The sequence below is a fragment of the Aliivibrio sp. 1S128 genome (assembly GCF_001691065.1).
In the GTDB taxonomy this organism is placed as follows: Bacteria; Pseudomonadota; Gammaproteobacteria; order Enterobacterales; family Vibrionaceae; genus Aliivibrio.
Window position 1 is genome coordinate 24,421 of the sequence record NZ_MAJV01000107.1, and the last position, 23,623, is coordinate 48,043.

The 23,623-nt window shown below is 39.2% G+C and carries 24 protein-coding genes; 11 read left to right on the forward strand and 13 right to left on the reverse strand.

Going from position 1 to position 23,623, the window contains the following annotated elements:
* Window positions 1-115 precede the first annotated feature (115 nt).
* Window positions 116-715: a DMT family transporter gene (locus tag A6E03_RS14470; RefSeq protein ID WP_255310651.1), complete on the reverse strand. Its 600-nt coding sequence runs from the start codon at window positions 713-715 to the stop codon at window positions 116-118.
* Between A6E03_RS14470 and A6E03_RS20105 the strand changes: the two genes are divergently transcribed.
* Both A6E03_RS20105 and A6E03_RS14475 read left to right on the forward strand, forming a co-directional pair.
* The gene (locus tag A6E03_RS20105; protein WP_065640704.1) at window positions 695-907 is read left to right on the forward strand and encodes a hypothetical protein; all 213 of its coding nucleotides are present in this window, start codon (window positions 695-697) and stop codon (window positions 905-907) included. The genes A6E03_RS14470 and A6E03_RS20105 overlap by 21 nt on opposite strands.
* Before the next feature lie 105 nt (window positions 908-1,012).
* Window positions 1,013-1,810 (forward strand): RecX family transcriptional regulator, encoded by a 798-nt coding sequence (locus A6E03_RS14475; RefSeq protein WP_065601134.1) that lies wholly within the window; start codon window positions 1,013-1,015, stop codon window positions 1,808-1,810.
* A gap of 87 nt (window positions 1,811-1,897) precedes the next feature.
* On the opposite strand, the gene A6E03_RS14480 is transcribed toward A6E03_RS14475, so the two are convergent.
* The 3 genes from A6E03_RS14480 to A6E03_RS14490 all read right to left on the reverse strand — a co-directional run bounded on the left by A6E03_RS14480 (window position 1,898) and on the right by A6E03_RS14490 (window position 4,633).
* Window positions 1,898-3,121 carry an HlyD family secretion protein gene (locus A6E03_RS14480; RefSeq protein ID WP_065592742.1) on the reverse strand — a complete coding sequence of 408 codons (1,224 nt, stop codon included), beginning with the start codon at window positions 3,119-3,121 and terminating at the stop codon, window positions 1,898-1,900.
* A complete protein-coding gene (locus A6E03_RS14485) occupies window positions 3,114-3,497 on the reverse strand; it encodes an MFS transporter (protein ID WP_065601135.1) in 384 nt (127 codons plus the stop codon). Before A6E03_RS14485 ends, A6E03_RS14480 begins: the two co-directional genes overlap by 8 nt.
* 107 nt (window positions 3,498-3,604) lie before the next feature.
* Window positions 3,605-4,633 (reverse strand): AraC family transcriptional regulator, encoded by a 1,029-nt coding sequence (locus tag A6E03_RS14490; RefSeq protein WP_065601136.1) that lies wholly within the window; start codon window positions 4,631-4,633, stop codon window positions 3,605-3,607.
* A gap of 163 nt (window positions 4,634-4,796) precedes the next feature.
* Here A6E03_RS14490 and A6E03_RS14495 point away from each other — a divergent pair, with 163 nt between their 5' ends.
* Window positions 4,797-5,264 carry a YhcH/YjgK/YiaL family protein gene (locus A6E03_RS14495; protein ID WP_065601137.1) on the forward strand — a complete coding sequence of 156 codons (468 nt, stop codon included), beginning with the start codon at window positions 4,797-4,799 and terminating at the stop codon, window positions 5,262-5,264.
* Window positions 5,265-5,360: 96 nt separating this feature from the next.
* On the opposite strand, the gene A6E03_RS14500 is transcribed toward A6E03_RS14495, so the two are convergent.
* The 3 genes from A6E03_RS14500 to norR form a co-directional block, all read right to left on the reverse strand.
* Window positions 5,361-6,392 (reverse strand): hybrid-cluster NAD(P)-dependent oxidoreductase, encoded by a 1,032-nt coding sequence (locus A6E03_RS14500; RefSeq protein ID WP_065601138.1) that lies wholly within the window; start codon window positions 6,390-6,392, stop codon window positions 5,361-5,363.
* Between the two features lie 94 nt (window positions 6,393-6,486).
* A complete protein-coding gene (gene hcp / locus A6E03_RS14505; RefSeq protein WP_065601139.1) occupies window positions 6,487-8,148 on the reverse strand; it encodes a hydroxylamine reductase in 1,662 nt (553 codons plus the stop codon).
* 249 nt (window positions 8,149-8,397) lie between these two features.
* On the reverse strand, window positions 8,398-9,927 hold the full coding sequence (norR, locus tag A6E03_RS14510) for a nitric oxide reductase transcriptional regulator NorR (RefSeq protein ID WP_065592748.1): 1,530 nt from the start codon (window positions 9,925-9,927) through the stop codon (window positions 8,398-8,400).
* 287 nt (window positions 9,928-10,214) lie between these two features.
* Between norR and A6E03_RS14515 the strand changes: the two genes are divergently transcribed.
* The 4 genes from A6E03_RS14515 to ccoP are packed head-to-tail and all read left to right on the forward strand — an operon-like array spanning window position 10,215 to window position 14,747.
* Window positions 10,215-10,553 carry a cytochrome c gene (locus A6E03_RS14515; protein ID WP_060992176.1) on the forward strand — a complete coding sequence of 113 codons (339 nt, stop codon included), beginning with the start codon at window positions 10,215-10,217 and terminating at the stop codon, window positions 10,551-10,553.
* Window positions 10,554-10,558: 5 nt separating this feature from the next.
* Window positions 10,559-11,974 carry a cytochrome-c oxidase, cbb3-type subunit I gene (gene ccoN / locus A6E03_RS14520; protein WP_065592749.1) on the forward strand — a complete coding sequence of 472 codons (1,416 nt, stop codon included), beginning with the start codon at window positions 10,559-10,561 and terminating at the stop codon, window positions 11,972-11,974.
* The gene (gene ccoO, locus A6E03_RS14525) at window positions 11,974-12,588 is read left to right on the forward strand and encodes a cytochrome-c oxidase, cbb3-type subunit II (protein ID WP_083190377.1); all 615 of its coding nucleotides are present in this window, start codon (window positions 11,974-11,976) and stop codon (window positions 12,586-12,588) included. Before ccoN ends, ccoO begins: the two co-directional genes overlap by 1 nt.
* A 2-nt stretch (window positions 12,589-12,590) precedes the next feature.
* On the forward strand, window positions 12,591-14,747 hold the full coding sequence (gene ccoP / locus A6E03_RS14530; RefSeq protein ID WP_065592751.1) for a cytochrome-c oxidase, cbb3-type subunit III: 2,157 nt from the start codon (window positions 12,591-12,593) through the stop codon (window positions 14,745-14,747).
* Window positions 14,748-14,840: 93 nt separating this feature from the next.
* Here ccoP and arsB read toward each other — a convergent pair whose 3' ends face one another.
* Both arsB and A6E03_RS14540 read right to left on the reverse strand, forming a co-directional pair.
* Window positions 14,841-15,884, reverse strand: a complete 1,044-nt coding sequence (arsB, locus tag A6E03_RS14535) for an ACR3 family arsenite efflux transporter (RefSeq protein ID WP_065601140.1) — start codon at window positions 15,882-15,884, stop codon at window positions 14,841-14,843.
* A gap of 173 nt (window positions 15,885-16,057) precedes the next feature.
* Window positions 16,058-16,399, reverse strand: a complete 342-nt coding sequence (locus tag A6E03_RS14540; RefSeq protein ID WP_065592753.1) for a helix-turn-helix transcriptional regulator — start codon at window positions 16,397-16,399, stop codon at window positions 16,058-16,060.
* 211 nt (window positions 16,400-16,610) lie between these two features.
* On the opposite strand from A6E03_RS14540, the gene A6E03_RS14545 reads away from it, so the two are divergent.
* Window positions 16,611-16,970, forward strand: a complete 360-nt coding sequence (locus A6E03_RS14545) for a hypothetical protein (protein WP_065592754.1) — start codon at window positions 16,611-16,613, stop codon at window positions 16,968-16,970.
* An 83-nt stretch (window positions 16,971-17,053) separates the two neighbouring features.
* A complete protein-coding gene (locus A6E03_RS14550; RefSeq protein WP_065601141.1) occupies window positions 17,054-17,713 on the forward strand; it encodes a hypothetical protein in 660 nt (219 codons plus the stop codon).
* Window positions 17,714-17,788: 75 nt separating this feature from the next.
* Here the strand turns inward: A6E03_RS14550 and A6E03_RS14555 are convergent, their stop codons facing one another.
* A complete protein-coding gene (locus tag A6E03_RS14555; protein ID WP_065601142.1) occupies window positions 17,789-18,253 on the reverse strand; it encodes an Lrp/AsnC family transcriptional regulator in 465 nt (154 codons plus the stop codon).
* 149 nt (window positions 18,254-18,402) lie between these two features.
* Here A6E03_RS14555 and A6E03_RS14560 point away from each other — a divergent pair, with 149 nt between their 5' ends.
* Complete coding sequence (locus A6E03_RS14560; protein ID WP_065601143.1) at window positions 18,403-19,371, forward strand: hypothetical protein; 969 nt, start codon at window positions 18,403-18,405, stop codon at window positions 19,369-19,371.
* Between the two features lie 90 nt (window positions 19,372-19,461).
* Here A6E03_RS14560 and A6E03_RS14565 read toward each other — a convergent pair whose 3' ends face one another.
* Entirely contained in the window at window positions 19,462-20,586 is a 1,125-nt protein-coding gene (locus tag A6E03_RS14565; RefSeq protein WP_065592758.1) for a M14-type cytosolic carboxypeptidase, read from the reverse strand.
* Between the two features lie 55 nt (window positions 20,587-20,641).
* Window positions 20,642-21,796: a PLP-dependent aminotransferase family protein gene (locus A6E03_RS14570; RefSeq protein WP_065592759.1), complete on the reverse strand. Its 1,155-nt coding sequence runs from the start codon at window positions 21,794-21,796 to the stop codon at window positions 20,642-20,644.
* 116 nt (window positions 21,797-21,912) lie between these two features.
* On the opposite strand from A6E03_RS14570, the gene A6E03_RS14575 reads away from it, so the two are divergent.
* Window positions 21,913-22,782 carry a GyrI-like domain-containing protein gene (locus A6E03_RS14575; RefSeq protein ID WP_065601144.1) on the forward strand — a complete coding sequence of 290 codons (870 nt, stop codon included), beginning with the start codon at window positions 21,913-21,915 and terminating at the stop codon, window positions 22,780-22,782.
* On the opposite strand, the gene A6E03_RS14580 is transcribed toward A6E03_RS14575, so the two are convergent.
* On the reverse strand, window positions 22,769-23,620 hold the full coding sequence (locus tag A6E03_RS14580; protein WP_065601145.1) for an EamA family transporter: 852 nt from the start codon (window positions 23,618-23,620) through the stop codon (window positions 22,769-22,771). The two genes, A6E03_RS14575 and A6E03_RS14580, sit on opposite strands and share 14 nt — an antisense overlap.
* Window positions 23,621-23,623 lie beyond the last annotated feature (3 nt).

Here is a 23,623-nt window from a genome sequence, read left to right on the forward strand (position 1 = left end):
CATTATTGAATTACTTAGTACTATTGAGTAGAAATACCATGATAAGTTCCATAAAGAAAGAAGAGGGTGAAGATCATCTGTATTAGATAAGTATTCACCCATTCTAGAATGTGCTTTATTGAGTCGCTTTAGCTAAGTGAACTTTGGGTTTTCTTATTACTAAATAGACCGCAATAGCCGCAAGCGCGAACCCTACTGCCCCTTGCGTATCAAACTGTTCACCAAAGATTATCCATGCTTGAAATGCCGTCATTGGCGGAATGAGGTAAAAGGTAGAAGCCACACTTGAAGAATCACCTTGTTTGATTATATAAAGCAACAATAGAATAGCCGTAACGGAGACAACTAACACTAACCACATTAATCCAAAAATGAATTGCGCATTCCATGTCACTACCATCGTTTCATTTAATAACGCGACAGGTAAAAAAACCAATGAGGCAGCGCTGTATTGCCACACCATACTGCCAATGAGATCTGAATTCTGGCAGTATTTTTTTTGATATAACGTACCAAAAGTAATTCCAATTAAGGCAATGAAGGCAAAAAGATACGCAGTGTATTGGTTGCTGGTGTCTTGCCATTCCATGTTACCTTGCAGTACCAACGTGATCCCAAGTAAGCCAAGGAATAGACCGACCCAATGCAGGGGAAGTAAACGTTGTTGGTAGCTCGTGATCGCTCTGGTTATACCGTGGCAACTATTAATGTTCATCGAGAATTTCAAGCAAAGACGTTAAATGCGCCGTCTGATATTGATTTATTATCTCTTAGCAAAGCCATGTTCTGTACTCAAGATCAATTTAAGCATTGCATCCGTATTAGCTTTGCCTCTTATCGCGATAATGAAAAATGGAACAACGGGATAAAGACATTGGCTAAAATTATTGCGGAACACTGTAAATAAATCCCCTCAACCATCATCTATGACGTAATTAGCGTAATAGATGGCATCTTAGTTTGAGATACGTTAGATTCGGTTCTCATTAGCTCACCAAAGTCAGAGGTTACCATGTTCAGTCAACGTCCCGTTAAGCCAGCTAAAACCATTGATAATGTCTATGGTAGTGCCTTTTATCACCTTGAAGCTAAAGATCGAACCATAAACGAATTACGAAAGAAATTGATTGCGAAAACAGACAATCAAGAGTGGATTGATACGGTTCTGAATGACTTAGTTGAACGCGGTTATTTAAAACCAGATAACGATTTTGCCATTAAATTTGTTGAGATGGCTTTTAGTTCTGAAAAAGGCAGTCAGTTCATTTTGTCTAAGTTGAGAGAAAAAGGGATCAATGAATCGATTGTTAACGAGGCGATTGCTTATGTGACAAATCGCGATGAAATTTGCGAAGTGACTTTACTTAATAATCGATTAGCGGACATGAATTTAGAGTCACTCTCTAGTGATAAATTGTACGCAACCTTAACCAAATATGGGTTTAAATCAGCAGACGTTCGAGAAGCGATAAAATCTCACCCAGTGGCGTCAACGTTGTCATCAAAAATGAAAATTAAAGCCGACAAAGCTGATATTGTAAAAGAAATAGAAAAGCTGGCTCGTAAGCTAAAAGGTAAGTCAATTATCAAGCGAGAACTAAAACAAAAACTGATTGATATATCGAATTTTGATGAAGAAATTGAAAAATTAGAATTGGATGGAACCATTGATTTTTACGAGAATTGCCAAGCAAGATTGGATAAAAAACGCTTTGATTTAAGTAAATCAAAAGAAAAAAGCAAAGCGTATGCCTACCTTTATTCTCATGGTTTTAGTTCTGATGAGATCAAAGAAACATTAAATAATTAGATAAAGACCAGTTACGCTATACCTGTTAGAAAAGCCCTATTGTTCAAAATAAAGGACAGCAGGGCTTTTGGTATGATTAATGACTATCTACAGTGAATAGAAGAAGTAAATTTGCGATTTCATTCGAATGATAATGCCGCGAATAACATCTAAGAAAGCCATAAAGCCAACGGGTTTTTCACCTGATATCCACGCTAAACCTACTGAGCCAACAGGAATATCATAGCCTTGGTCTTCTTGCAGTTTCAAACGAACAAAATGGTGCTTGTTATTGACGTTTAATCCCGTAGTTTGGCGAACATTGGTTTCACGACCAAGTAAATTAGCTTGTGCTTCCCCTGTCGCTTCGATAATACCTTCTACTTCTGCGATGAATACTTTACCCGGATAAACCGCACTTGAAAACTCAGCAGGGCGACCCACTTTGACATTACGAATGGCTTGGTGGTTAACTCGCATTAATACATATTTTTCATTGGTGTACATTTGCATACGAGGGACAGTACCTACGTATTGCCCTTCACGAAGAATGAAGTTAGTCACATAGCCATCAGCAGGCGCATAGATCTTCGTATTGTCTAAATTCCATTGTGCTTGGGTGACGTTTTCTTTCGCATTAGCTAATTCATTTTCTTTGGCTTTTACACCGAATTTCGCATTGTCTAAATCCAAAATCGCTTTTTCGTTTGCTAATTTTGCTTTGTCTAATTGAGCAACGGCACTAGCAACATCAATTTCACCGATAGAAACTAACGTGCCTTGTTCATCTAATGCGCTTTGTGTAATCGTATTTTTTACTTTACGATTTTGGTCTACGTAGCGTTTTAGCGTGATTTTTTTGTATTTTAAATCTTGGTTTTTAGATTCGATTTGTTTTTGACTTACGACAATGTCACTTTCAGATGCTGAAATTGCTTGGTGTGCGAGTTTTACATTTTGTTTGGCGACATCAAGACCGACTTCACTGGCTTCTTGTGACACATTCGCCTTATTAAGCGCGATTTGATAAAGCTCGTCATCCAGTTCATACACCAATTGGCCTTTCTTCACTTCTTGATTTGGTTTGATATAAATGGTTTTGACTGTGCCCTTAATCTGGGTACTTGCCGGTCGTAATTGAATGTGAGGAGATTGGACGACGGAACCACCAGATAAATCCATTGGCGTATAGTTCAATAAACCAGCCCATACAAACAACAACCAAGATCCGCCGCCAATGTAAGCAAAACCTTGTGTGAATTTATTCCAAGGCATACCTATCATTCGCAGTAGGTAAATAAACAAAGCCCATACCGCTAATCCCTCAAGCATTGTGGTTCTCCTCTTGAGTTGATGCTGCTGTGCCGGTTTCTATTATTGGTGTTTGCGCTTGCGCTTGTGTCTGTAATGGTGAAGTCGGTTGATGCCAAATATCACGAATTTTAATTAATGCTTTTTCTGCATCGACAAAAGCACAAATGACCGCTAATACCCAAACCCAATGCCAGACAAACCCTATCCAAGTGAGGGCAGTAATTAATCCAATTTGTTGGTGTTGTTTACTGTGTGCTTTGTTAATTGGTAATTCATGAAGTTTCCAAAAACCATAAGCAAGCGCAATAATACTTCCAATCATAACAACGCTTGCAACAACATGTAGCCCGAGATCCTGACCTGATCCAACAAAGGGCATACTGACTAAACTCATAAATGATTTACCTTCAAAAATAATGAAGGGTAAGCATGGGGGCTAATGGCACATTTAGTCGATACGATAGGTTTAATTCTATCTATATTTTAGCATTTGTGATGTATTTAACTGTTTTTGTTTGGTGTGATTAATGTGTTTCTGTATTGAATAGGAGTCACACCATACAGACGTTTGAAAGCAACAGAAAAAGACGCGGTATTTTTATAACCAACACGTTGAGCAATGTGGTGAATTGATAAGTCACTACTCATTAAGGCGATGGCTTCATCACAAATACTATGCTGAACAATATCCGTAAATGAAATACTTTGATCCTGTAAGCGGCGTTGTAAGGTTAATGGGCGCATTCCCATTTTTTCTGCGATAAATTCAAGTGTTGGATAGCCAAAAAATAGCGCGTATTTTGTTAATTCAAAGACAATTTTTAAAATATCTTGAGGAAGAGGAATAAGCATATAACTCATGGCTTGTTCAACAGTAAATGCTTTTACCTGAGACGCAGGTAACTGAAATTTTCTTGGGTAAGTGATGTCTTTTACAGGAAACCAGACTTGAGTATTTGGACTGTTCCATACAATAGGACAGTTAAAAATAGCGTCTATTTCGCCTAATGCACCAATAGGCCCTCCTGCTAAGTGAATAGCTATTGGCTGGTAATTATTGCCATGAAACAATTGAAGTAAACGTAAGAAAGATCCTGCGGCTAATATACTTTCATGAATGCGAGCCTGAGGAATTAATGTGGGTGTGAGTATTCGCCATTTAGCGATAGAACCACTTAATAACATATTAACTTGAACGCCTGACTGCAGAGCATTATGCACTGTATTTAGGCGTTTTATCGCCATTCCTAAATTAGTCGAACTTGCAAGCAATTGCACAAAAGGGCCAAACAGTGTCAAGCTACCTGATTGAGTTAGCTTTGCGGTATAGGCAGGGTCTTGAGTTAAGTGCTCAATTTTACAAAGTAGAGATTCTAGATCTCTTAATGGCATTAGTTTTAATTGATAATCCAGTAAATGCGATGGGATATTAAAATCAGAATGAGTTAAGCCATAGTGCTTCATTGCATGATCAATCAGCATTTTTGCGATATGAACGCGAACAAGATAAGTCGCACTGAGCTTTGCCATGGAACCCCTTCAATGATCATTTTTGGTTATCGTAGAGGTGATTATATCGAACCTTATTGTAATTTATACTTATGTTGTGAATTTATTAAGAAAGGTAAGGATAATCAATTTATTATGCTACTATTTTCAGCAACCTATTATAGGTATTTATTGAGAGGTTATCGTGTTTAGAGGTAAATGGAGTGACGATATTCAAGGGGCAGCATTACACCCTGTTATCATTGAGATCATTCAAAAAGTAAAAGAACAAACAATAGAAAATACAGAAGTAGGTAGCTACCCATTAGAAGATGAGTCAGTCTATTTTATTGTCGATGATAAAACCGAGTTAAGAGAAAAACGTCGCTCTGAAATTCATCACAAATACCTTGATGTACAATTGATATTAGAAGGCACAGAAACCTTTGGATACAGTGACTATCCGTTACTGTCGATTGAAGATGACTATCTTGCAGAGAAAGACATCGCTTTTAGCAATGATGTTCAAGATGAACAATTTGTCACATTAACGGCGGGAGAGTTTATTGTCTTTAATCCTAAGCAACCGCATCGACCATTAGTGGCCGTTGATGATAAACCTGCGGCGGTGAAGAAGCTGATTATTAAAGTGAATAGTGCGCTGTTGGTGTAGTTATAGCTATATATCTAGAGTTAAAGCCGATGATTGATTTACCTTATAAAATTAGTTATTCATCGGCTTTTTTAGATTTATTGTAGAGCGAGTAACTTACACTAAACTGACTTCAACATCTGATTGAACTTGGCTTGAACATGCAAGCGTATAACCCTGAGCTAGTTCTTCTTCGCTTAGTGTTTCAGTACTGGTGCGGCTTACTTCACCTTTATCTACTTTACATTTACATGAACCACACATACCGCTGCGACAGGCGATAATGATCGGAACGCCGCTTTCTTCTAAAACATCGGCCAGTGTTGCCCCTTTCGTTATTTCTTTTGAAACGCCAAAAGCAGGGACTTCAAATTGCACTACGCCAGTGTTTCCTGCCGTTTCTGTTACTTCGGCTTCAATCGGGGTAAAGCTTTCTTGGTAGAAGTTATCCATGTTTAATCCCATGGCTTCAACATAGGCTTTCATGTCTTGCATAAAGCCCGTTGGGCCACATAAGAAAACCGTTCTTTCTGTTAGATCTGGGCACAGTGTGGCTAACCATTCTTGATCTAATCGCCCTTGAGGATAATCAGTATGTTGAGGATCTTTTAAGAGAAGCTGCAAGTTAAAGTTAGTGTGTTTTTCGTTTAGATACTGTAATTCATCAAAATAAATCGTGTGTTCTGGTGATCTCGCCATATGAATAAACGTGATGTCCACATTGGTTTTATTTGCTAACCAAGTTCGTGCCATCGACATGACAGGAGTAATACCACAACCTGCACTCAATAATGCAATTTTAGGTTTAGCTGAACAATCAACAGAGTTGAATGGACCAGTAGGAGCTAGCGCTAAAATGCTCTCGCCTTCATTGAATTGATCAATTAAATAGTTAGAAACTTTACCGCCATCAACACGTTTAATGGTGAATTGCAGGAAATCTTGATTTGGTATTGAGCTAATAGAGTAAGCTCGGTATTCCATTTTCCCGTTTAATTCAACGCCAAGACTGATGAATTGTCCCGGCTTAAAATCAAACGTGTTGTTATTGTCTGAAGAAAGTTGAAGGCTGATAGTATCATCGGTCTCTAGCCATTTTTTATCACAGCGAAGTTGAGCGGCGGTTATCGGCCAAATAAATTGTGTCATGGTTTTTCTCTATTCAGTTTATTTCAAGGATTGGTATTAGCAAAAATGCCCCAGATAACTGAGGCATACATTCATTAAGTGCGAAAAGCAGCGATTATGCGGCTAAAATCGTTTTTAAATCGTCTTCTACGTTGCTAATGCTACGCATATCGAATTTCTCTTGCATGATTGCAAGTAGGTTATCGGTTAAGAACGCAGGGGCCGTCGGGCCTGTGTAAATGCCTTTTACGCCAAGAGCGAATAGAGTTAATAGAATAACAATCGCTTTTTGCTCGAACCAAGAAAGTACCAGCGTTAATGGAAGTTCGTTAATGCCACAATCAAACTCTTTCGCGAGTGCAAGTGCGAGTTGAATCGCTGAGTAAGCATCGTTACATTGACCAACATCCAATAAACGCGGGATACCATTAATATCGCCGAATTGGTTTTTGTTGAAACGGTATTTACCACAAGCAAGCGTCAAGATAACTGAATCTTCAGGTGCTTGAGCAGTAAAGTCTGTGAAGTAGCTGCGTTCCGCTTTGTCACCATCACACCCGCCAACAAGGAAGAAGTGGCTGATGTTGCCTTCTTTTACTTGTTCAATAACCGCAGGCGCTGCTGCCATTAGAGCATTACGACCAAACCCAACCGTGATCATTTGTTCAATCTCATTATGTTTGAAGCCTTCTTGCGCTAGTGCACAATCAACAACCGCTGTGAAATCGTCACCTTCTAGGTGAGCAACGCCAGGCCAGCCAACAATGCTACGGGTGAATAGGCGATCGGCGTATAGACCTACATTTGGGTTCAATAGGCAGTTAGACGTCATTACGATTGCGCCAGGGAAGTTAGCAAATTCTTTTTGCTGGTTCTGCCATGCGCTGCCGTAGTTACCTACTAGGTGAGGGTACTTTTTCAGCTCAGGGTAAGAGTGAGCAGGCAGCATTTCACCGTTAGTGTAAACGTTGATGCCTTTGCCTTCTGTTTGTTGAAGGATTTTTTCTAAGTCATGTAAATCGTGACCAGAAACAAGAATACATTTACCTTCGATGGTTTTAACGTTTACTTGTGATGGCTCTGGGTGACCAAAGGTATCCGTCTCGCCTAAATCTAGCATTTCCATGATGCGGTAGTTCATTAAACCGATTTGCATAGAACAGTTTAGTAATGCGCTTAGCTCAGTTGGGTCCGTTCCCAACCATGCCATGATTTGGTGGTATTCAGCAAAAACAGCGTTATCAGTTTGGCCAAGAACACGTGCGTGCTCCATGTAAGCAGCTGCGCCTTTTAAGCCGTAAAGACAAAGTAGACGTAGACCAATCACATCTTCATGCTCTGAATCGTGACCACGGTTAACGGCCGCTTGTGGTGCCAATGCGATTAGTTCTTCTACGTTTGTTGGTAAATCAAATAATGCCGCAGGAGAAAGCTCAGATAATTCTGTGTTTGATAACAATGCCGCTGCACGAACTTGTTCTTCAAGTTGTTTTTTGTAAGCGTGCGCTTGTAATGCGAATTCGATAACACGTTCAGGGTCAAAGTTAACGTTTGTTAGTGTTGCGAAGAAGGCTTTTGGTGCCCAGTGATCGATTTCATCAATTACTACGTTTACTTTACGACCTTGTTCTGCCCAGAAAGAAACCCCTTGTAGTGTGTAAACTAGAATATCTTGTAAGTCAGATACTTCTGCTGTTTTACCACACATACCTTGTGCAAAAGAACAACCTTTCGTTGTCGGCGTTTGAATTGTTTGCTCACATTGGATACAGAACATAGTTGGAACTCCAGTCATTGAATACTTATTGTTCAAATCATGCTAGTTCAGTGTGTTCTACTTTATATAAGAAGATTGCTGAACCCGTCTTGATTTGAATCGACATTGATGAGTTCCTTATTGCACAAGGCGTGCCAGTTTTAAGTTATTGATTTTAAAGTGTATTTATTTGGTTGTAATATTGCTCGATGTACTTATAACATCGGCAATGTTGTTATAAGTACATCACTAGAGGTAATTGATTGATTTTTATAGCCCGAATTTTTTTCCCATTCGATATAAATTACCTCTGTCCATTTGTAAAAATTCAGCCGCTTTTGACCAAGTTCCATTCGATTCGGATAAAGCGTGTTCAATGAGTTGTTTTTGATAACTTTCTACAAGCTCTCGCATTGGTTGGCTTTCTTTAGGTAAAAGCAGTGATGTATTTTTAACATCGGCCGGGTGTTCTATATCCCCAAGAAAGTGCGCTAAGGTAATGGTGGTATCACTTTCTTGGATAGCTCTAAGTCCTGCACGCATTAATGTATGTTCAAGTTCTCGTACATTTCCTAACCACGGACTGTTCTCTAAATGCGTTAATGTACGTGGATGAATATGAAGATTAGGCACGTTAAATTGGGTGCGAACTTTATCTAATAAATACCCCGCTAATACAGAGATGTCTCCGTCACGATCACGCAGTGGTGGCACATTTATTGGGAACACATTTAAACGGTGAAATAAGTCAGCTCGAAAGCGTCCAGCTTCTACTTCTTGTTCTAAATTTCGATTGGTTGCGGCGATGATACGCACATTCACCATCACGTTTTTATCCGAGCCAACACGTTGAACTTCACCTTGTTGAATAACTCGTAATAATTTGGCTTGAATTAATAGGGGCAGTTCTCCTATTTCATCCAAGAAGATCGTGCCGTTATCCGCTAATTCAAACTTGCCTGCTCGATGGTTATTTGCGCCAGTAAATGCGCCTTTTACATGACCAAATAATTCACTTTCTGCGAGAGATTCTGGCAGTGCTGCACAGTTTACATAAATCATTGCTTGGTCATTTCGAGAAGATTGCTCATGCACTGCATGTGCGACTAATTCTTTGCCAGAACCGGTTTCACCGCTGATCAATACCGCATAATCTGAATGAGCTACCATTTTGATATTATTGCGTAATCGTTCTATTTGAGGGCTAATCCCAATCAATTCGCCTTTTTGATTTCGGGCTTGTTGGATTAAGGCTTGGTTGATGGATTTCTGTTGTTGGTTACTGTTTTTAAGAGTCTCAATCAAGGCTTTATTATGTAAGGTTGCCGCCGCTAATGCCGCGAAGGTTTCAATGGTGATGTTATCTATCTTTTTAAACGCCCCAACTTCTAGTGCGTCTAAGGTTAATACGCCAACTAACGTATCTTCCACGTATAAGCTGCATCCTAAGCAGTCATGCACCTCAATGCTTATGTGTTCATCCACTAATAATTGGCCATCAAAAGGGTCTGGTAAATCTGAATTTGATTCAAATCTAACTGGGTGTTTACTCTCTAAAATTGCTTGTAATCTAGGGTGTACCTTTGGTGGAAAGCAACGGCCTAATACTGCGGTGGATAGACCTTGCACGGCAACCGGTTTTAAGCACCCATCATTATCCAATACAAACAGGGCACTGGCATCACAAGGAAACACTTGATGAATCGAAGAGATTAAGCGTTGATAGTGCAGATCACTGGATAGGTTAGAGCTAAGATCCAATGCGATTTGCAATAAGACTTTTTCAATAGAAGGATTCATTGTGATACACCAAAATAGAAACAGAAAACAAGAGTATCAAATGATGTTAAAAATACATCATTCAAAGGTTAATCTATATCAAGGAAAAGTGAATTAGCAGATAAAACTATCATTAATAGGCGCTATTGGCTCTTATACCTTGTATTTAGGCTATTTAAAATAGTGAGTTGTGCACGAGTAAGTCACATTTAACGTGTATGTTTACGACTTTATCTGACGTAAATTAAGCACTCTTGAAATAAATAACCTACGCTTATTGTTATTGTTGATTCATAAGGGTTTTAAATATGAATAAGTGGTTTGTCGTTTATTTTGCTTTTTTATTTAGTGGTTTTCTTTCTGCTGAAGAGTCAAATCAGTTTGAGATTGGAAAACAAAAAGCCAAAGTATGTATGACTTGTCATGGTGCTGATGGCATTGCATTGATTGATCCCTACCCAAACCTACGAGGCCAGCGCGCTTCTTACCTTGTGTCTGCACTAAAAGATTATAAATCCCGCGAGAGAACGAGTGGGTTAGCCATTCTAATGCAGCAGCAAGCAGATACTTTATCCAATCAAGATATGAAAGATATTGCCTACTATTACTCGATGTTAGGTTCTGAGTCTCAAGATAAAATGGAGTGAAGGCGATGACAGATATCAGGGATTACGATACAAAAGTTGTACGCTATTTTATTATTGCCGCGGTGATTTGGGCGGTTATTGGCATGAGCGTTGGTGTCATGCTCGCCGCCCAGCTTTATTGGCCATCACTCAATTTTGATTCACAATATTTTCAGTTTGGACGGTTGAGACCACTGCATACCTCAGGTGTTATTTTTGGGTTCGTCGTTAATATATTAATGGGGACCTCGCTGTATATTGTTCAACGAACAAGTAAGATTGAGTTATTTAATAAAAGCCTGTCTTGGATGGTGTTCTGGGGATGGCAGTTTATTTTAATTCTCGCCTTGATAACCCTGCCATTAGGATACACAACGACGAAAGAATACGCAGAGTTAGAGTGGCCAATCGATATATTAATCGCCTTAGTTTGGGTGCTTTATGCGGTCCTGTTCTTCGGTACTATTGCGAAACGAACCGTCAGCCATATCTTTGTCGCCAATTGGTTTTTCGGGGCATTTATTCTCGTTATCGCGATGATTTTTATTATTAATAATTTGGCATTACCCGTGTCGATGTGGAAATCTTATTCTGTCTATGCAGGTGCGCAAGATGCCATTGTTCAGTGGTGGTGGGGTCACAATGCAGTAGGTTTCTTGTTAACTGCGGGCATTATTGCCATGAACTACTACTTCATTCCTAAAGTGTCAGAACGTCCTATTTATTCCTACCGTTTATCTATCATTCATTTTTGGGGATTAGTGGGCTTTTATACATGGGCGGGAACGCATCACCTGATCTATTCCTCAGTACCAGAGTGGGTGCAAAATATTGGTATCGTCATGTCGCTGATTTTGTGGATCCCATCATGGGCAGGCGCATTCAATAGTGCGATGACCTTACTTTCTAACAAAGCAAAATTGAAAAAAGACTACATTATGTTGTTCTTTTTCTCGGCCATTCTTTATTACTGCTTAGCGACGTTTGAGGGACCATTATTGGCGATTCGTTGGTTTAACATGGTTGCTCATAATACCGAGTGGATCATTGGTCATGTGCATTCTGCTGCCTTAGGTTGGGTTGGTATGTCTGCCATTGCTGTATTTTATTACTTTATTCCTCGTTTATGGGGAAAAGAAGATTTGTGGTCACTCCGTCTACTAAAATGGCATTTCTGGTTCGCTCATATTGGGGTTGCCCTTTACGCGATAGCCCTTTGGGTTGCAGGGATTGGTGAAGGGTACATGTGGCTTACCCAGCTAGATAATGGCTCACTTGCTTACAGTTTTGTGGAAGCGATGGACTTTAAAGCGCCGTGGTTGTTTGTTCGATTCCTTGGTGGTGTGTTCTTTGTCGTCGGTTTATTGATGATGGTCTTTAATCTGTATAAAACGGTTACCTCAAATTCGGTTCCCACAACAGCAATGGAGGGTAAATCATGATCTTAAGTAAAGACTTTACCCAATCGGTGTTCATCTTAATTCTTTCAACGGTTATTGTTGCGTCTTTTTCGCTATTAGTTTGGGTTGTGCCTAATGTATTTATGGCTTCTGATTTAAAGAAAATATCCTTGGCTAAACCACTGACGGCGATTGAACTTGCAGGACGAGATATTTATATCAGTGAAGGGTGTCATGTTTGTCATACTCAAATGGTGCGTCCGTTAGAAGCAGAAATACTGCGTAATGGTCGTGCCAATAAAGAAGCTGATGATATTTATGAGTTTCCAAATTTATGGGGCTCAAAACGTACCGGTCCTGATTTGACGAACATGGGACGTAAGTATTCCGATCAATGGCATGTGATTCATTTAATGAACCCTCGAAGTGTGATACCAACGTCTATCATGCCAAGCTATCCATGGTTGTTTGAACAAACACTCGATGGAGAGGCCATTTCTGACAAAATGCGAGCGTTACGTACGCTTGGTGTACCTTATACGGACGCAGACATTGATGGAGCTCGACTTCAAGTCATTGGGAAAACTCAAGGTGAAGCGTTAATCCGTTACTTGCAGAGCTTGGGTGTTGATACCATGCAAGATCAGGGAGAATAATTATGACTGGATTTTGGAACGTATGGGTCATTAGTCTTACTGTTATCTTCTTAGCGCTAATGGTCTATGTGGTGATTAAATATTGGCGTACCAATCACCTTGCCGATAAAGACAAAACGATTGATTCATTTGATGATATTGATGAAAACGACGGACCACCGCCACGCATTATGTTTGTGGGCTACTTTGTCGCTTTTGCTTGCTCTTTGGTTTTCCTCGTTTTATATCCGGGGTTAGGTAACTGGCAAGGGCTGTTAGGGTGGCAGCAAAGTGATGATACGGTTCAGGATCACAATAAGTCTTTGGATGAACAAATAGCTCAATTAGGTGAGGCTGATTTAACGGTACTCGCTGCCGAACCAAACATTGTGGCTTCCGGTAAAGGGCTATTTCAAACTCACTGTGCGGCGTGTCACCGAGCGAATGGACAAGGTCAAAAGCACTTCCCTAATTTAATTGATAATGTGTGGTTATATGGCGGGTCTGATGATGCCATTTTGCATTCGATTCAAAAGGGGCGTTATGGAGCAATGGCCGGGTGGATAAATATTCTTCCTAAAGAGGATATTCAAAACATCTCTTATTATCTGGCTTCTTTACAGCAGCGCCCACTTAATGCCCCTTCATTAAAGATAGACCTTGGTAAAACCGCCTTTATGAAAAGTTGCATTGCGTGTCATGGAGTGGATGCAAAAGGAAACCAAGCGATTGGGGCACCAAATTTATCTGATAATGTGTGGTTGCATGGAGGAAGCATTGAAGAAATACAGCACACCATTAATTATGGTTTGAATAACATCATGCCTGCGTTTGAAGAGCAACTCAGTGATAACGATATCCTAGCGTTAGGGGCTTTTATTACTGCTCAACGTGTGGCTTATGATGAAAAAATGGCCGCTATTCCACAAGAGGAATTAACACAAGGCGAATACCTTGCTTATGCAGGGGATTGTGTGGCTTGTCATAGTGCTGAAGGAGGTGAGCCATTTGCAGGAGGGCTGCCTTTTGTTACCCCATTTGGAACTGTGTATTCAACCAATATTACGCCTCATTACACAGAAGGGATTGGTGATTACAGTTATGAAGAATTCAAAGCGGCCCTTTATGATGGTAAAGGAAAACATGGCTACCTGTACCCTGCAATGCCTTATACGTCTTATCAATATGTGACAGAAGAAGATGTAAAAATACTGTGGGATTATTTGCAATCAATACCTGCGGTTTCACGTCGTAATGATGAAAATAGCATGATGTTTCCGTCAAATATTCGATTAGGGTTGTTAGGTTGGAATATCGTATTTATGGACAGAGACCCTCTTGATTTAACCAGCAACATACCAGAAGGGTCCACAAAAGAAGAGGCGGATATTTGGGCTCGTGGTAAATACTTAGTTGCGGGGCTTGGGCATTGTTCGGAGTGTCATACGCCACGTAATATTGCTCAGGCATTAGAAACGGATAAGATCTTCCAAGGTAATATTATTGACGGTTGGAATGCACCAGATATTTCGTCACGTGAGTTATATCAAGATCGTTGGGATGTGAAAACCCTGACTGATTTCTTACATACTGGGCATTCAGATAAAGGCTCTGCGTTTGGTGGGATGGCTGATGTGGTTAAGAACAGCACCAGCTTTATGACGCGTGAAGATGTTGAAGCAATGGCGACGTATCTATTGGTGGGCGATGAGAACAATACTATTCCACCAAATACGAAACAGTTGCAACCAACAGGATTCACAGAAGAAGCCAAACAATCTGATATGTATCCTTTATTTGTATCCACTTGTGGTGCGTGCCATGGTGAAGACGGTAAAGGGCGAGATCCTATTGCTCCGACGCTGTTAAATAACGGTATTATCATGCACCGAGATCCATACAATACCATTGCGGTGGTCATTCGAGGGCTTGAACCAAGTTATCTTAATGAAGAAAGAAACTTTATGCCGATGGTGAGCTTTCAAAATATATTAACGGATGCTCAGTTATCTGAATTGATCTCTTTTATTCGTAACTACTTGGGTGATCGCACAGAGGTTGTGACTATTGAAGAAGTGAAAGCGGTACGAGAAAAATTACAACAAGCAGGTTATGCTGGCAATTTCCATACTACGCCTGACATGTACGATAAGCGTGATCGTAATATTAATGTGGAATAGTTATTTTTAGTACGATAAGAATAGAAAGATAAAAAATGGGTCGTTGATAGATAATATCAACGACCCATTTTAATTTGGTAATTTAACTTAAAACTAAGCCACTGCTTTCACTTTATATGTACTTTTCAATCTCAATGCGACATTTACTAAGGCAATTAATACGGGTACTTCGATTAGAGGCCCAATAACGCCTGCAAATGCTTGGTCTGAATTCAAACCAAATACCGCAATAGATACCGCAATGGCTAACTCAAAGTTATTGCCCGTTGAAGTGAATGCGATAGATGCATTTTTATCATAAGGGATCCCTATTTTCTTACCGATAAAGAAGCTAGAGAAAAACATTAATACAAAGTAGATCGTTAGTGGAATGGCAATGCGAACCACATCCATTGGTAGCTCAAGGATCATTTCACCTTTTAAGCTAAACATCAGAACAATCGTACCCAATAGAGCAATCAAGGTGATAGGTGAGATTTTCGGAATGAAAACCGTGTTGTACCATTCTTCCCCTTTTTTCGCGACCAAGATCTTACGGCTTAAAAATCCAGCTAAAAATGGAATACCTAAATAGATAAGTACACTGTGTGCAATATCCATCATTGAGATATCAACAACCATACTTTCATAGCCAAAGATCGGTGGTAGAACGCTGATAAACAACCACGCCATTGCACTGTAAGTGACGATTTGGAATGCAGAGTTAATGGCAACTAATGCCGCACCATACTCTTTATTACCCCCGCCAATGTCGTTCCAAACTAATACCATTGCAATACAGCGAGCCAAGCCAATAAGGATGATACCCACCATATAACCAGGATGATCGCCTAAGAATGTCAGCGCAAGAATGAACATCAGAATAGGTCCGACAATCCAATTCATAATAAGTGAAAGAGTAATGGCTTTTTTGTCTTTCATGACAGGGCCAAGTAAATTGTAATTCACTTTCGCCAGTGGTGGGTACATCATTAAAATCAAACCAATGGCTAAAGGTATGTTGGTTGTGCCGACCGACATAGATTCATTCCATTCAGCAACTTGAGGAAACTGAACGCCAATAAGAACGCCGATAGCCATCGCTAGAAAAATCCATAGTGTTAAGTATCGGTCAAGAAAACTGAGCTTAGGTTGCATAAAACCTCCTTACGGTTTTATCTAATAAATGATTAGTTTCGTAAATAGTGCGCATCAATCGAATATCGTCGAATTACGATTGATATAACTAAAAATAATCACGTTCTCATTCATACTAATTATAGGCGTTAAATAAGTAACGTGATGATGTTTGAATTTTTAATGATTAGAAATTACATTAAAATTTGATTCATTAATTGATCAAATTGCGCAATGCATTCTCGATTAATTCGGTAACACATTTTTGGTGGTATTGATTCAGCAGTGATAAAACCTGCTTGTTTTAACACTCTTAAATGCTCGGATACCGTTGATTGAGCCAATCCTAACTCAGACACTAAGTCACTGTTTAAGCAGCCACCTGATTTCTCTAATGTCGATAAGATTTTTAAAATACGAACACGGGCAGGGTGCGCTAAGGCTTTCGCTAAGGCTGCAAACTCTTTTTCTTGCTCTAGGTCGTGACCAGAACTTGAAAAAGTGCATTTATCTGTCGGTTGGCATTGAGTTGTCATTATCTGCTTATTAAGTTAATCGTTAAATTACGATTGATAATAGTCTGATTAAAAAAGAAGGTCAAGTAATGCGTACCGAAAAATAAAATTCGTTTCAGTAGAATCGTGATTAAGTTCAAAATTTAATCAATAAATAGTGAAGTTCACACAAGTTTTTCATATAACGACCGATACAGTATTTAGATAAATAATCATTTTGTAGGGTAGATAAATGTTAAATGGAATTTCAACTCATTCAATGGCAAATCCTTATTCAAGATCTATTGCGAATTTGAGTTCAGTCCCTGTATCTACCTCATCAATAAATACAATTAAGGTTCAAGATAACCAAGTATCATTATCTAATGAAGGAAAAGCTTTATTGTATGCACTACAAGAAATTGAGCGAGATAATCAATTTAAAAAACAACAAAATACAGACGTGACAGAGCAAGTAGAATCATTTGCTCATGGTGCACTAGGTATTGATCATCCGGATACAATCGAAGAGGAAAATGATTCTTCTTATTCTGCCGGTCAATACGTTTCAGCTGCGCTTACTGTCGGCGGTATCTTATTAGCGTTAGTGTAGTCATTAATTTTTTATAACTAGTTGTATTTATTTTTATAAGTGACGTAAGGTAAGTCATGTAACTTATTTTATAGGCAATACTTATGGCTAGATTAGCAATGGCAGTGCAAGCTTTATTGGCGATTTCAATTTTCTACTTGGGCTACACTATTTACTCTTTTACGCATTCAATCAATACGGTTGTTGATCGCTACCCTGAGTTAATGAAAGAAGTTCATAAAACCGCGGAGAAACTTGAAATAGAACAATGGTTGTTATTAGCAAAGCATATTGAGGAACTGACGCCTCAAGTTCTCACTTTAGTTAATGAAGTTAAAAATACGGTGGGTGATGTAAACCTAACCGCCGCCTCGCTAGACAGTAAAATCCCTCTTATTCTTAATGAAGTAAAATCCATTCGCACTGAATCTTTGCCTGAGGTTATTACGGTAATGAACGCGGTCAATGACAAGACAGTGCCGGCGGCTTTGGTAGAATTAAAACATTATCGTGAGCAAGTTTTCCCTAAAGCGTTTGTAGAGAGTAAGGGATACCGAGTAACGACCATTCCTGCGGTAATCAAAGAGTCGGAAAGATTACGTAAAGAAGTCCCACCTATAATGATCAAGGCGGATCAGATTATTGATAAGACTGAAGAACTTTCTCAGCAAGCGACTCAAGGCGCGGTAAAAGGCGTGATTTTATCACCGTTTAATTTATTAAGAGAAGCAGGTACAGAGATCCAATCTAAAGTGCAACAATAAATAGCAAATGAGAAGTAATAAAGAAGCTGATTATTCGATCGGCTTTTTTGTTTTTCTATCAAACTTATGTGTTATCTATTCTGTGATTTGAATTTCTGTAGAGAATTTGATGGTTCTTAATGAGATGGACGTATGAAATTTACGAATGTTCAAATCGGTATGAAGCACGCGCTCTACAAAGTGTTCGTAGGCTTGTATGTCTTTAACTATGATGATTAACATGAAATCGTAGTTACCAGATATTTGATAACATTGGGTCACTTCTGGTGCAGCCTTCATTGATTGACGGAAATTTTGATATATATCACCTCGATCTCGCTCCATTTCTACAGAGACTAAGAAGGTCAATTTCTTTCCTGTTAATTCAGGGTTAACGAGGGAGACATCCCCAATAATTACGTTATTGTCGCGTAATCTTTTAATGCGCTTCAAACAAGCAGGAGCCGATAGACCGACAAGCTCGGCTAATTCAACATTAGGAATTCGATTATTTTTTTGTAAACGAACTAAGATATTACGATCAATTCTGTCTAATTCCATAATTTCTTATAACTCTATTTTTTACACTTAATATTTTTCAGTATAATTAAAATAAGAAATTAATTGTACTTTTTATGGCTGCTTTTGAAATATACGTCACGATTAAGTTGATAGAATAGAGTCTTCTTACATTCACATATGGACGTGATATGACTCCTTTTCTTAATTTTTTCAAAACGCTCTTTCAAGATATTATTAACGTAACATGGACACTGTTTAAGATTATGATACCAATCATTATTCTTATTAAAATAGTGGAAGAGATGGGAGGGATCGTACTCCTTAGTAACTTATTAAGTCCCTTAATGGAAACGGTCGGTTTGCCAAAGGAAATGGGCTTAGTATGGGCAACGACGCTATTAACCAATATTTATGGTGGGCTAATCGTGTTTATTAATACCGATATGCCATTAAGTGTGGCTCAAGTCTCTACATTGGGCAGCATGATGCTGTTAGCCCACTCGTTACCGATTGAAGCGGCGATAGCGAAAAAAGCAGGGGTGAATTTATCCATGACCTTACTCATAAGAATTGGAGGTAGTTTTGTACTTGCTTGGTTACTTCACCAAACATATCAAACAGGTGATTATCTTAACCAACCTGCAGTGACCTTATGGCAGCCGGATGCAGTAACCGATACGAGTTACTTGGCATGGGGGATCGGACAAATTAAAAACTTCGGCGTTATTTTTGGGGTTATTTCTGGGTTGTTGTTTACGTTGAAAGTTCTGAAATTACTTGGAATTGAAAAACTGATGGCCGTTTTATTAAGGCCTTTTTTGAAAATATTAGGGATAAGTAAAGAGGCAACCAACCTAACTATTATTGGCATTACACTAGGATTGTCGTTTGGTGGGGGATTATTGATTAATGAAGCCAAAACGGGACATATACCTGCAAGAGACGTGTTTACTGCCATTATGTTGCTCAATTTACTGCACAGCTTAATAGAAGATACCTTATTGATCCTATTAATTGGTGCGGATTTTAATACGATTTTTTGGGGACGATTAGTGTTTTCTGTGGTGGTTATATCAGTCATTTCTGCGGGTGTGAGAAGATTAAGCCCTCAATTGTGTGAAAAATACTTCTATCGTAATGTTGCTTTAGCTCAGTAAGGTAGAAAATGATTAGGACACAAAAAAGCCGATCATAAGATCGGCTTTTTTCATTTTATAACCTGTCGGTTTGGGGATGTTAGTGGCTAATTAAAGCTCGCCAACGGTTGCCCAAACGGCAGCTAATACGTCTTGACCAAAGGCAACGCTTCGCTCAGGAGACCAACCATACAGCTCATCAGCGTGGCTAATGTGATCTTTAAATGGCATTTCAACAGTATAAGAAAGACAGTTGAATTGCTCACCAACCCAGTTAGAACCAACCGTTAAATTTGCAGTACCCGGTGCGTCTTTATCGTAACCAATCTCGTCTTGGAATTCAGGAGTGATAACCAATAGAGCTTGTTTGAACGTAGTTTCTAGTTTCGCAATGCGGTCATTGTAAGAAGGAATACCTTCACCACCAGCCACGAAGTTGTATGGAATTGCTTCATCACCGTGAATGTCTAAAAACATATCCACGCCGGTCGCTAACATACGTTCACGAACTAAGAATACTTCAGGAGATCTTTCCATTGACGGCGTTTGCCATTCACGGTTTAAGTTCACGCCAATCGCATTAGTACGCAAGTGTCCACGGATACTGCCATCTGGGTTCATGTTAGGAACAATGTGGAATACTGCGCTATCCAGCAGGGCACGGCCAACGGTGTCAGTTTCATCTAATAAACGAGATAATAGACCTTCAATGAACCATTCAGCCATTGTTTCGCCTGGGTGTTGACGGCCTGTGATCCAGATGTTTTTCTTACCTTCAGCAGGTTCACCGATAGTCAGAATACTAATATCATTATTGTCTAACGTAACGCCCAGAGTTTCTAATTGGCAGCTGTGATGCGTTTGTGCACCGTGCAATAAATCTTGGTGGCGATCGTACGAGTAAGGTGCAAAGTACGCAAAGTACATTGAACGGTACTCTGGCATCACATTAAAGCTAAGCGTATCACCATCAAATTCTGTTGGAATGCGGAACCACTCTTCACGATCATAAGATGCGACAACATCATAATCTTGCCAGCCTTCAGGGTAAGCAGAATTTGCCAATCCTAAGATCTTAAATGAATGCTGCTGTTGAGGTTGGCTTTCTAGGCGAAAGTGAAACCATTGAGCGATCTCAGTTTGATTATCGGCAGGGATAGTTAATTGGATATCATCTGGCGTATTTGCCGCGACTACATGGATATTACCACTTTCAAAATTACTGAATATTTTCATTTATATACAACTCAAATTATAAAGATTATGACCATTAGTTTGTAATTGCAGAGGACTAATTTAAGGTCTCATTTAATACTTTAGCTAAACGGCTTACCGCTTCAACTAATTCTTCAGCATTAGCATTAGTAAAATTTAAACGTAGTGCTGACGGTGCGCCTTCAGGTTTTGGATAAAAAACAGGGCTTGGAACCACCGCAACGCCATTGGCTATTAATGTTTTAGCTAGGGCAAAGGTATCGCAATCTGGAAGAGATAACCAAATAAACATACCGCCATCAACAGGGTTTAGTACGCAGGTTTCAGGCAATTGCTTTTGCAGCTCTGCGAATAAAACATCATAACGAGTTTTATACAGTGCTTGAATCTGTTCCATGTGCAGACCAAAATCAGCGTGTTTTAATAAACCAACCAGTAGTGCTTGCATTGGTACGCTTGAATGCAAATCAGCACCTTGTTTTACTTTAATCAGTGGTTCTAAATAACTTTTCTTACCCGTTACCGCGCCGATACGTAAACCCGGAGAGGCAATTTTTGAGAATGAACGCAGCACAATAGAATCGTCTGGGCAGAAGGTTGACACCATTGGAAGCGCTTCACCAGTAAATCGAAGTTCTCGGTACGGCGCATCTTCAATGAAGGCGACCTTGTATTGAATACACAGTTCAGCCACTTTTTTGCGTGTTTCTAATGACCAACATACACCCGTTGGATTGTGGAAATCAGGCACGGCATAGAACATTTTTGGTGAATCTTGAATAAAGCATTGCTCTAGCTCTTCAAGATTAGGGCCAAAATCTGTTTGAGATACGGTTGCAATATTGGCTTGAACCAACCCAAATACTTGCATAGCGCCAAGGTAGCTCGGCGCTTCCATTACTACGGTATCATTTGGGTTCACATAAGCTCGTGCAATAAGATCTAAACCTTGCTGAGAACCCGTACAGATCATCGGCATGTGCGTGTCTGGTAATTGGTAGCTTTCCGTTAGTAATTCTAACAGAGGCCCATAACCTGCTGTCGCCCCGTATTGAAAGACTTCTGGCATATCAGATAGGCTTTCTAATGTCGGTTTCATTAAGTCAATTGGGAACGTCTTTTCATCAGGTAATCCACCTGCAAGTGAAATGACATTCTTGTCCGTGGCTGCCGCTAAAATCTCTCGAATGTAAGACGATTGGATTTGTTGCAGTGAATGAGCTATTTCCATATATGTTCCCAGTAAAATTAACGTATTTATTTTATCTCTTGATACTACAAGGCGTTGATTAACTTTGTTTGTCCGTTTATGCTTATAAATATGTCCATTTATGCTATTTTGAATTTATGAGCCAACAACACATATCAAGAATTAATGACGTCTTGTTTTATATTCATCAAGACATAAGTCAAGAACTTGCAGCAAAAGACTTGGCTGAAATCGCCGCCTATTCGGAACAGCATTTTCACCGTATTTTCAAACAAGTGGTGGGAGAGTCTATTCATCAATATATTCGTCGAACACGCATGGAATATGCGGCGAATCAGTTAATGTTTGATACGAACTCAACCGTTTTGGATATTGCGAATACGTGTGGGTTTAGCTCGTTATCATCATTTAGCCGGGCATTTAAATCGACGTTTGATATGTCTCCCGGAGAGTGGCGCAAGCACGATTTACAAGTATCAGATAAACCGTACCTGAAAGATCCTGAAATTGCTGACGGGTATTTAAGTGTGGCGGATAGGGTGTTGCCCCAACCCAAAATTACAGAGGTTTCAGAATTATTAGCGGCTTATGTGAGGCACGATGGTTATAACCGTTCTATCCGAAATGCATGGTTAGTATTAAAAGCGTGGGCAAATTCAGAAAACCGTGACTTCTCAACTCAGTTTGGTTTACACCATTCAAATCCAGCATGGATTAATCTAGATAAGTGTCGATATGTGGCGTGTATTGCGATTGATAAACCGCTGAAATATCGTGGTGTGGTAAACCAAATGGTCATTCCAGGAGGGTTGCATGCGGTATTTCGATTGTATGGTGTCTATGGCCAATTATTACCACAAATTAGTACGGTATTAGAAAAATGGTTACCGGCGTCAGGTTTTAAATTGAGATCAACGCCGGCGTATGTTCGTTATCACCGAAACCATTTTCTAAATGATGAAGAAATGTTTGAATTGGATTTCTATTTGCCGATTAGTTTTTACTAGCCAGATTGTGATTATCTGTTTTTCTTATTTTAATGCTTGATACCATGATTGAGATGATAACAATAATTAAGGCACATTTTTGACCGTTTGAAATGGGCTCATGATAAATCCACACTGCCAAAGCAAGATGGAAAGTAGGCTCAATATATTGAAGTAAACTTATCTTACTTAATGGTGTTTTAAGTATAGAGATACTTAATAATAAAATAGGAATTAATTGTAATGGGGCAGAACCCATTAATGTTGCCCAATTAATAACACTAAGCCCTTCTGAATGCGTCAAGATATACCATAAAGCAAGTGGTGCAAAAATGATGTGTTCAAAAAAAACTGCCCCAAATGTATTAAATTTCATTAATTTTTTTATCGCAATATAACTTGCAAAAGAGAGTGAAATTGCCAAGCTCAAAACAGGTAATTGCTTATCTAAATATACATAACTGATAATAGCGAATACCATTAAAAATAAAGCAATTTTTTGTGGTGATCCTAGAGTCTCTTTAAAAAAGGCAAAGCCCATAAAGAAGACGAAAACAGGGGTAATGTAAAATGCTAATGATGCGGCCATGATGTTATTGGTGATGGTGGCATAAACAAAACCAAGCCATGATAAATTCATTAGAATACCCGCTACAAAAGCGAGAGAAATATTTCTAACGCTACATTGCGCTTTATCTAATAAATTCGGTTTTAAGCAGAATACAACGATTAAAATAATGGCAGACCAAAAGATACGGTTAGACAGAATTAATGCAGGGCTCATCTCACCTAATTGATGAAAGTAGATAGGGACCAACCCCCATATCATAAAAGCTAAAGCCCCAAAAAATGTATACATAAA

What these genes read in the sequence shown, in the direction of transcription:
- A6E03_RS14565 (WP_065592758.1), bottom strand. Translation starts at nt 20,586, where the DNA reads ATGAAAATATTCAGTAATTTTGAAAGTGGTAATATCCATGTAGTCGCG.
- A6E03_RS14490 (WP_065601136.1), bottom strand. Translation starts at nt 4,633, where the DNA reads ATGGCAAAGCTCAGTGCGACTTATCTTGTTCGCGTTCATATCGCAAAA.
- A6E03_RS14580 (WP_065601145.1), bottom strand. Translation starts at nt 23,620, where the DNA reads ATGTATACATTTTTTGGGGCTTTAGCTTTTATGATATGGGGGTTGGTC.
- ccoP (WP_065592751.1), top strand. Translation starts at nt 12,591, where the DNA reads ATGACTGGATTTTGGAACGTATGGGTCATTAGTCTTACTGTTATCTTC.
- A6E03_RS14545 (WP_065592754.1), top strand. Translation starts at nt 16,611, where the DNA reads ATGTTAAATGGAATTTCAACTCATTCAATGGCAAATCCTTATTCAAGA.
- A6E03_RS14475 (WP_065601134.1), top strand. Translation starts at nt 1,013, where the DNA reads ATGTTCAGTCAACGTCCCGTTAAGCCAGCTAAAACCATTGATAATGTC.
- A6E03_RS14540 (WP_065592753.1), bottom strand. Translation starts at nt 16,399, where the DNA reads ATGACAACTCAATGCCAACCGACAGATAAATGCACTTTTTCAAGTTCT.
- ccoN (WP_065592749.1), top strand. Translation starts at nt 10,559, where the DNA reads ATGACAGATATCAGGGATTACGATACAAAAGTTGTACGCTATTTTATT.
- A6E03_RS14470 (WP_255310651.1), bottom strand. Translation starts at nt 715, where the DNA reads ATGAACATTAATAGTTGCCACGGTATAACCAGAGCGATCACGAGCTAC.
- A6E03_RS14480 (WP_065592742.1), bottom strand. Translation starts at nt 3,121, where the DNA reads ATGCTTGAGGGATTAGCGGTATGGGCTTTGTTTATTTACCTACTGCGA.
- A6E03_RS14555 (WP_065601142.1), bottom strand. Translation starts at nt 18,253, where the DNA reads ATGGAATTAGACAGAATTGATCGTAATATCTTAGTTCGTTTACAAAAA.
- A6E03_RS14560 (WP_065601143.1), top strand. Translation starts at nt 18,403, where the DNA reads ATGACTCCTTTTCTTAATTTTTTCAAAACGCTCTTTCAAGATATTATT.
- norR (WP_065592748.1), bottom strand. Translation starts at nt 9,927, where the DNA reads ATGAATCCTTCTATTGAAAAAGTCTTATTGCAAATCGCATTGGATCTT.
- arsB (WP_065601140.1), bottom strand. Translation starts at nt 15,884, where the DNA reads ATGCAACCTAAGCTCAGTTTTCTTGACCGATACTTAACACTATGGATT.
- A6E03_RS14550 (WP_065601141.1), top strand. Translation starts at nt 17,054, where the DNA reads ATGGCTAGATTAGCAATGGCAGTGCAAGCTTTATTGGCGATTTCAATT.
- A6E03_RS14570 (WP_065592759.1), bottom strand. Translation starts at nt 21,796, where the DNA reads ATGGAAATAGCTCATTCACTGCAACAAATCCAATCGTCTTACATTCGA.
- hcp (WP_065601139.1), bottom strand. Translation starts at nt 8,148, where the DNA reads ATGTTCTGTATCCAATGTGAGCAAACAATTCAAACGCCGACAACGAAA.
- A6E03_RS14485 (WP_065601135.1), bottom strand. Translation starts at nt 3,497, where the DNA reads ATGAGTTTAGTCAGTATGCCCTTTGTTGGATCAGGTCAGGATCTCGGG.
- A6E03_RS14515 (WP_060992176.1), top strand. Translation starts at nt 10,215, where the DNA reads ATGAATAAGTGGTTTGTCGTTTATTTTGCTTTTTTATTTAGTGGTTTT.
- A6E03_RS14500 (WP_065601138.1), bottom strand. Translation starts at nt 6,392, where the DNA reads ATGACACAATTTATTTGGCCGATAACCGCCGCTCAACTTCGCTGTGAT.
- A6E03_RS14575 (WP_065601144.1), top strand. Translation starts at nt 21,913, where the DNA reads ATGAGCCAACAACACATATCAAGAATTAATGACGTCTTGTTTTATATT.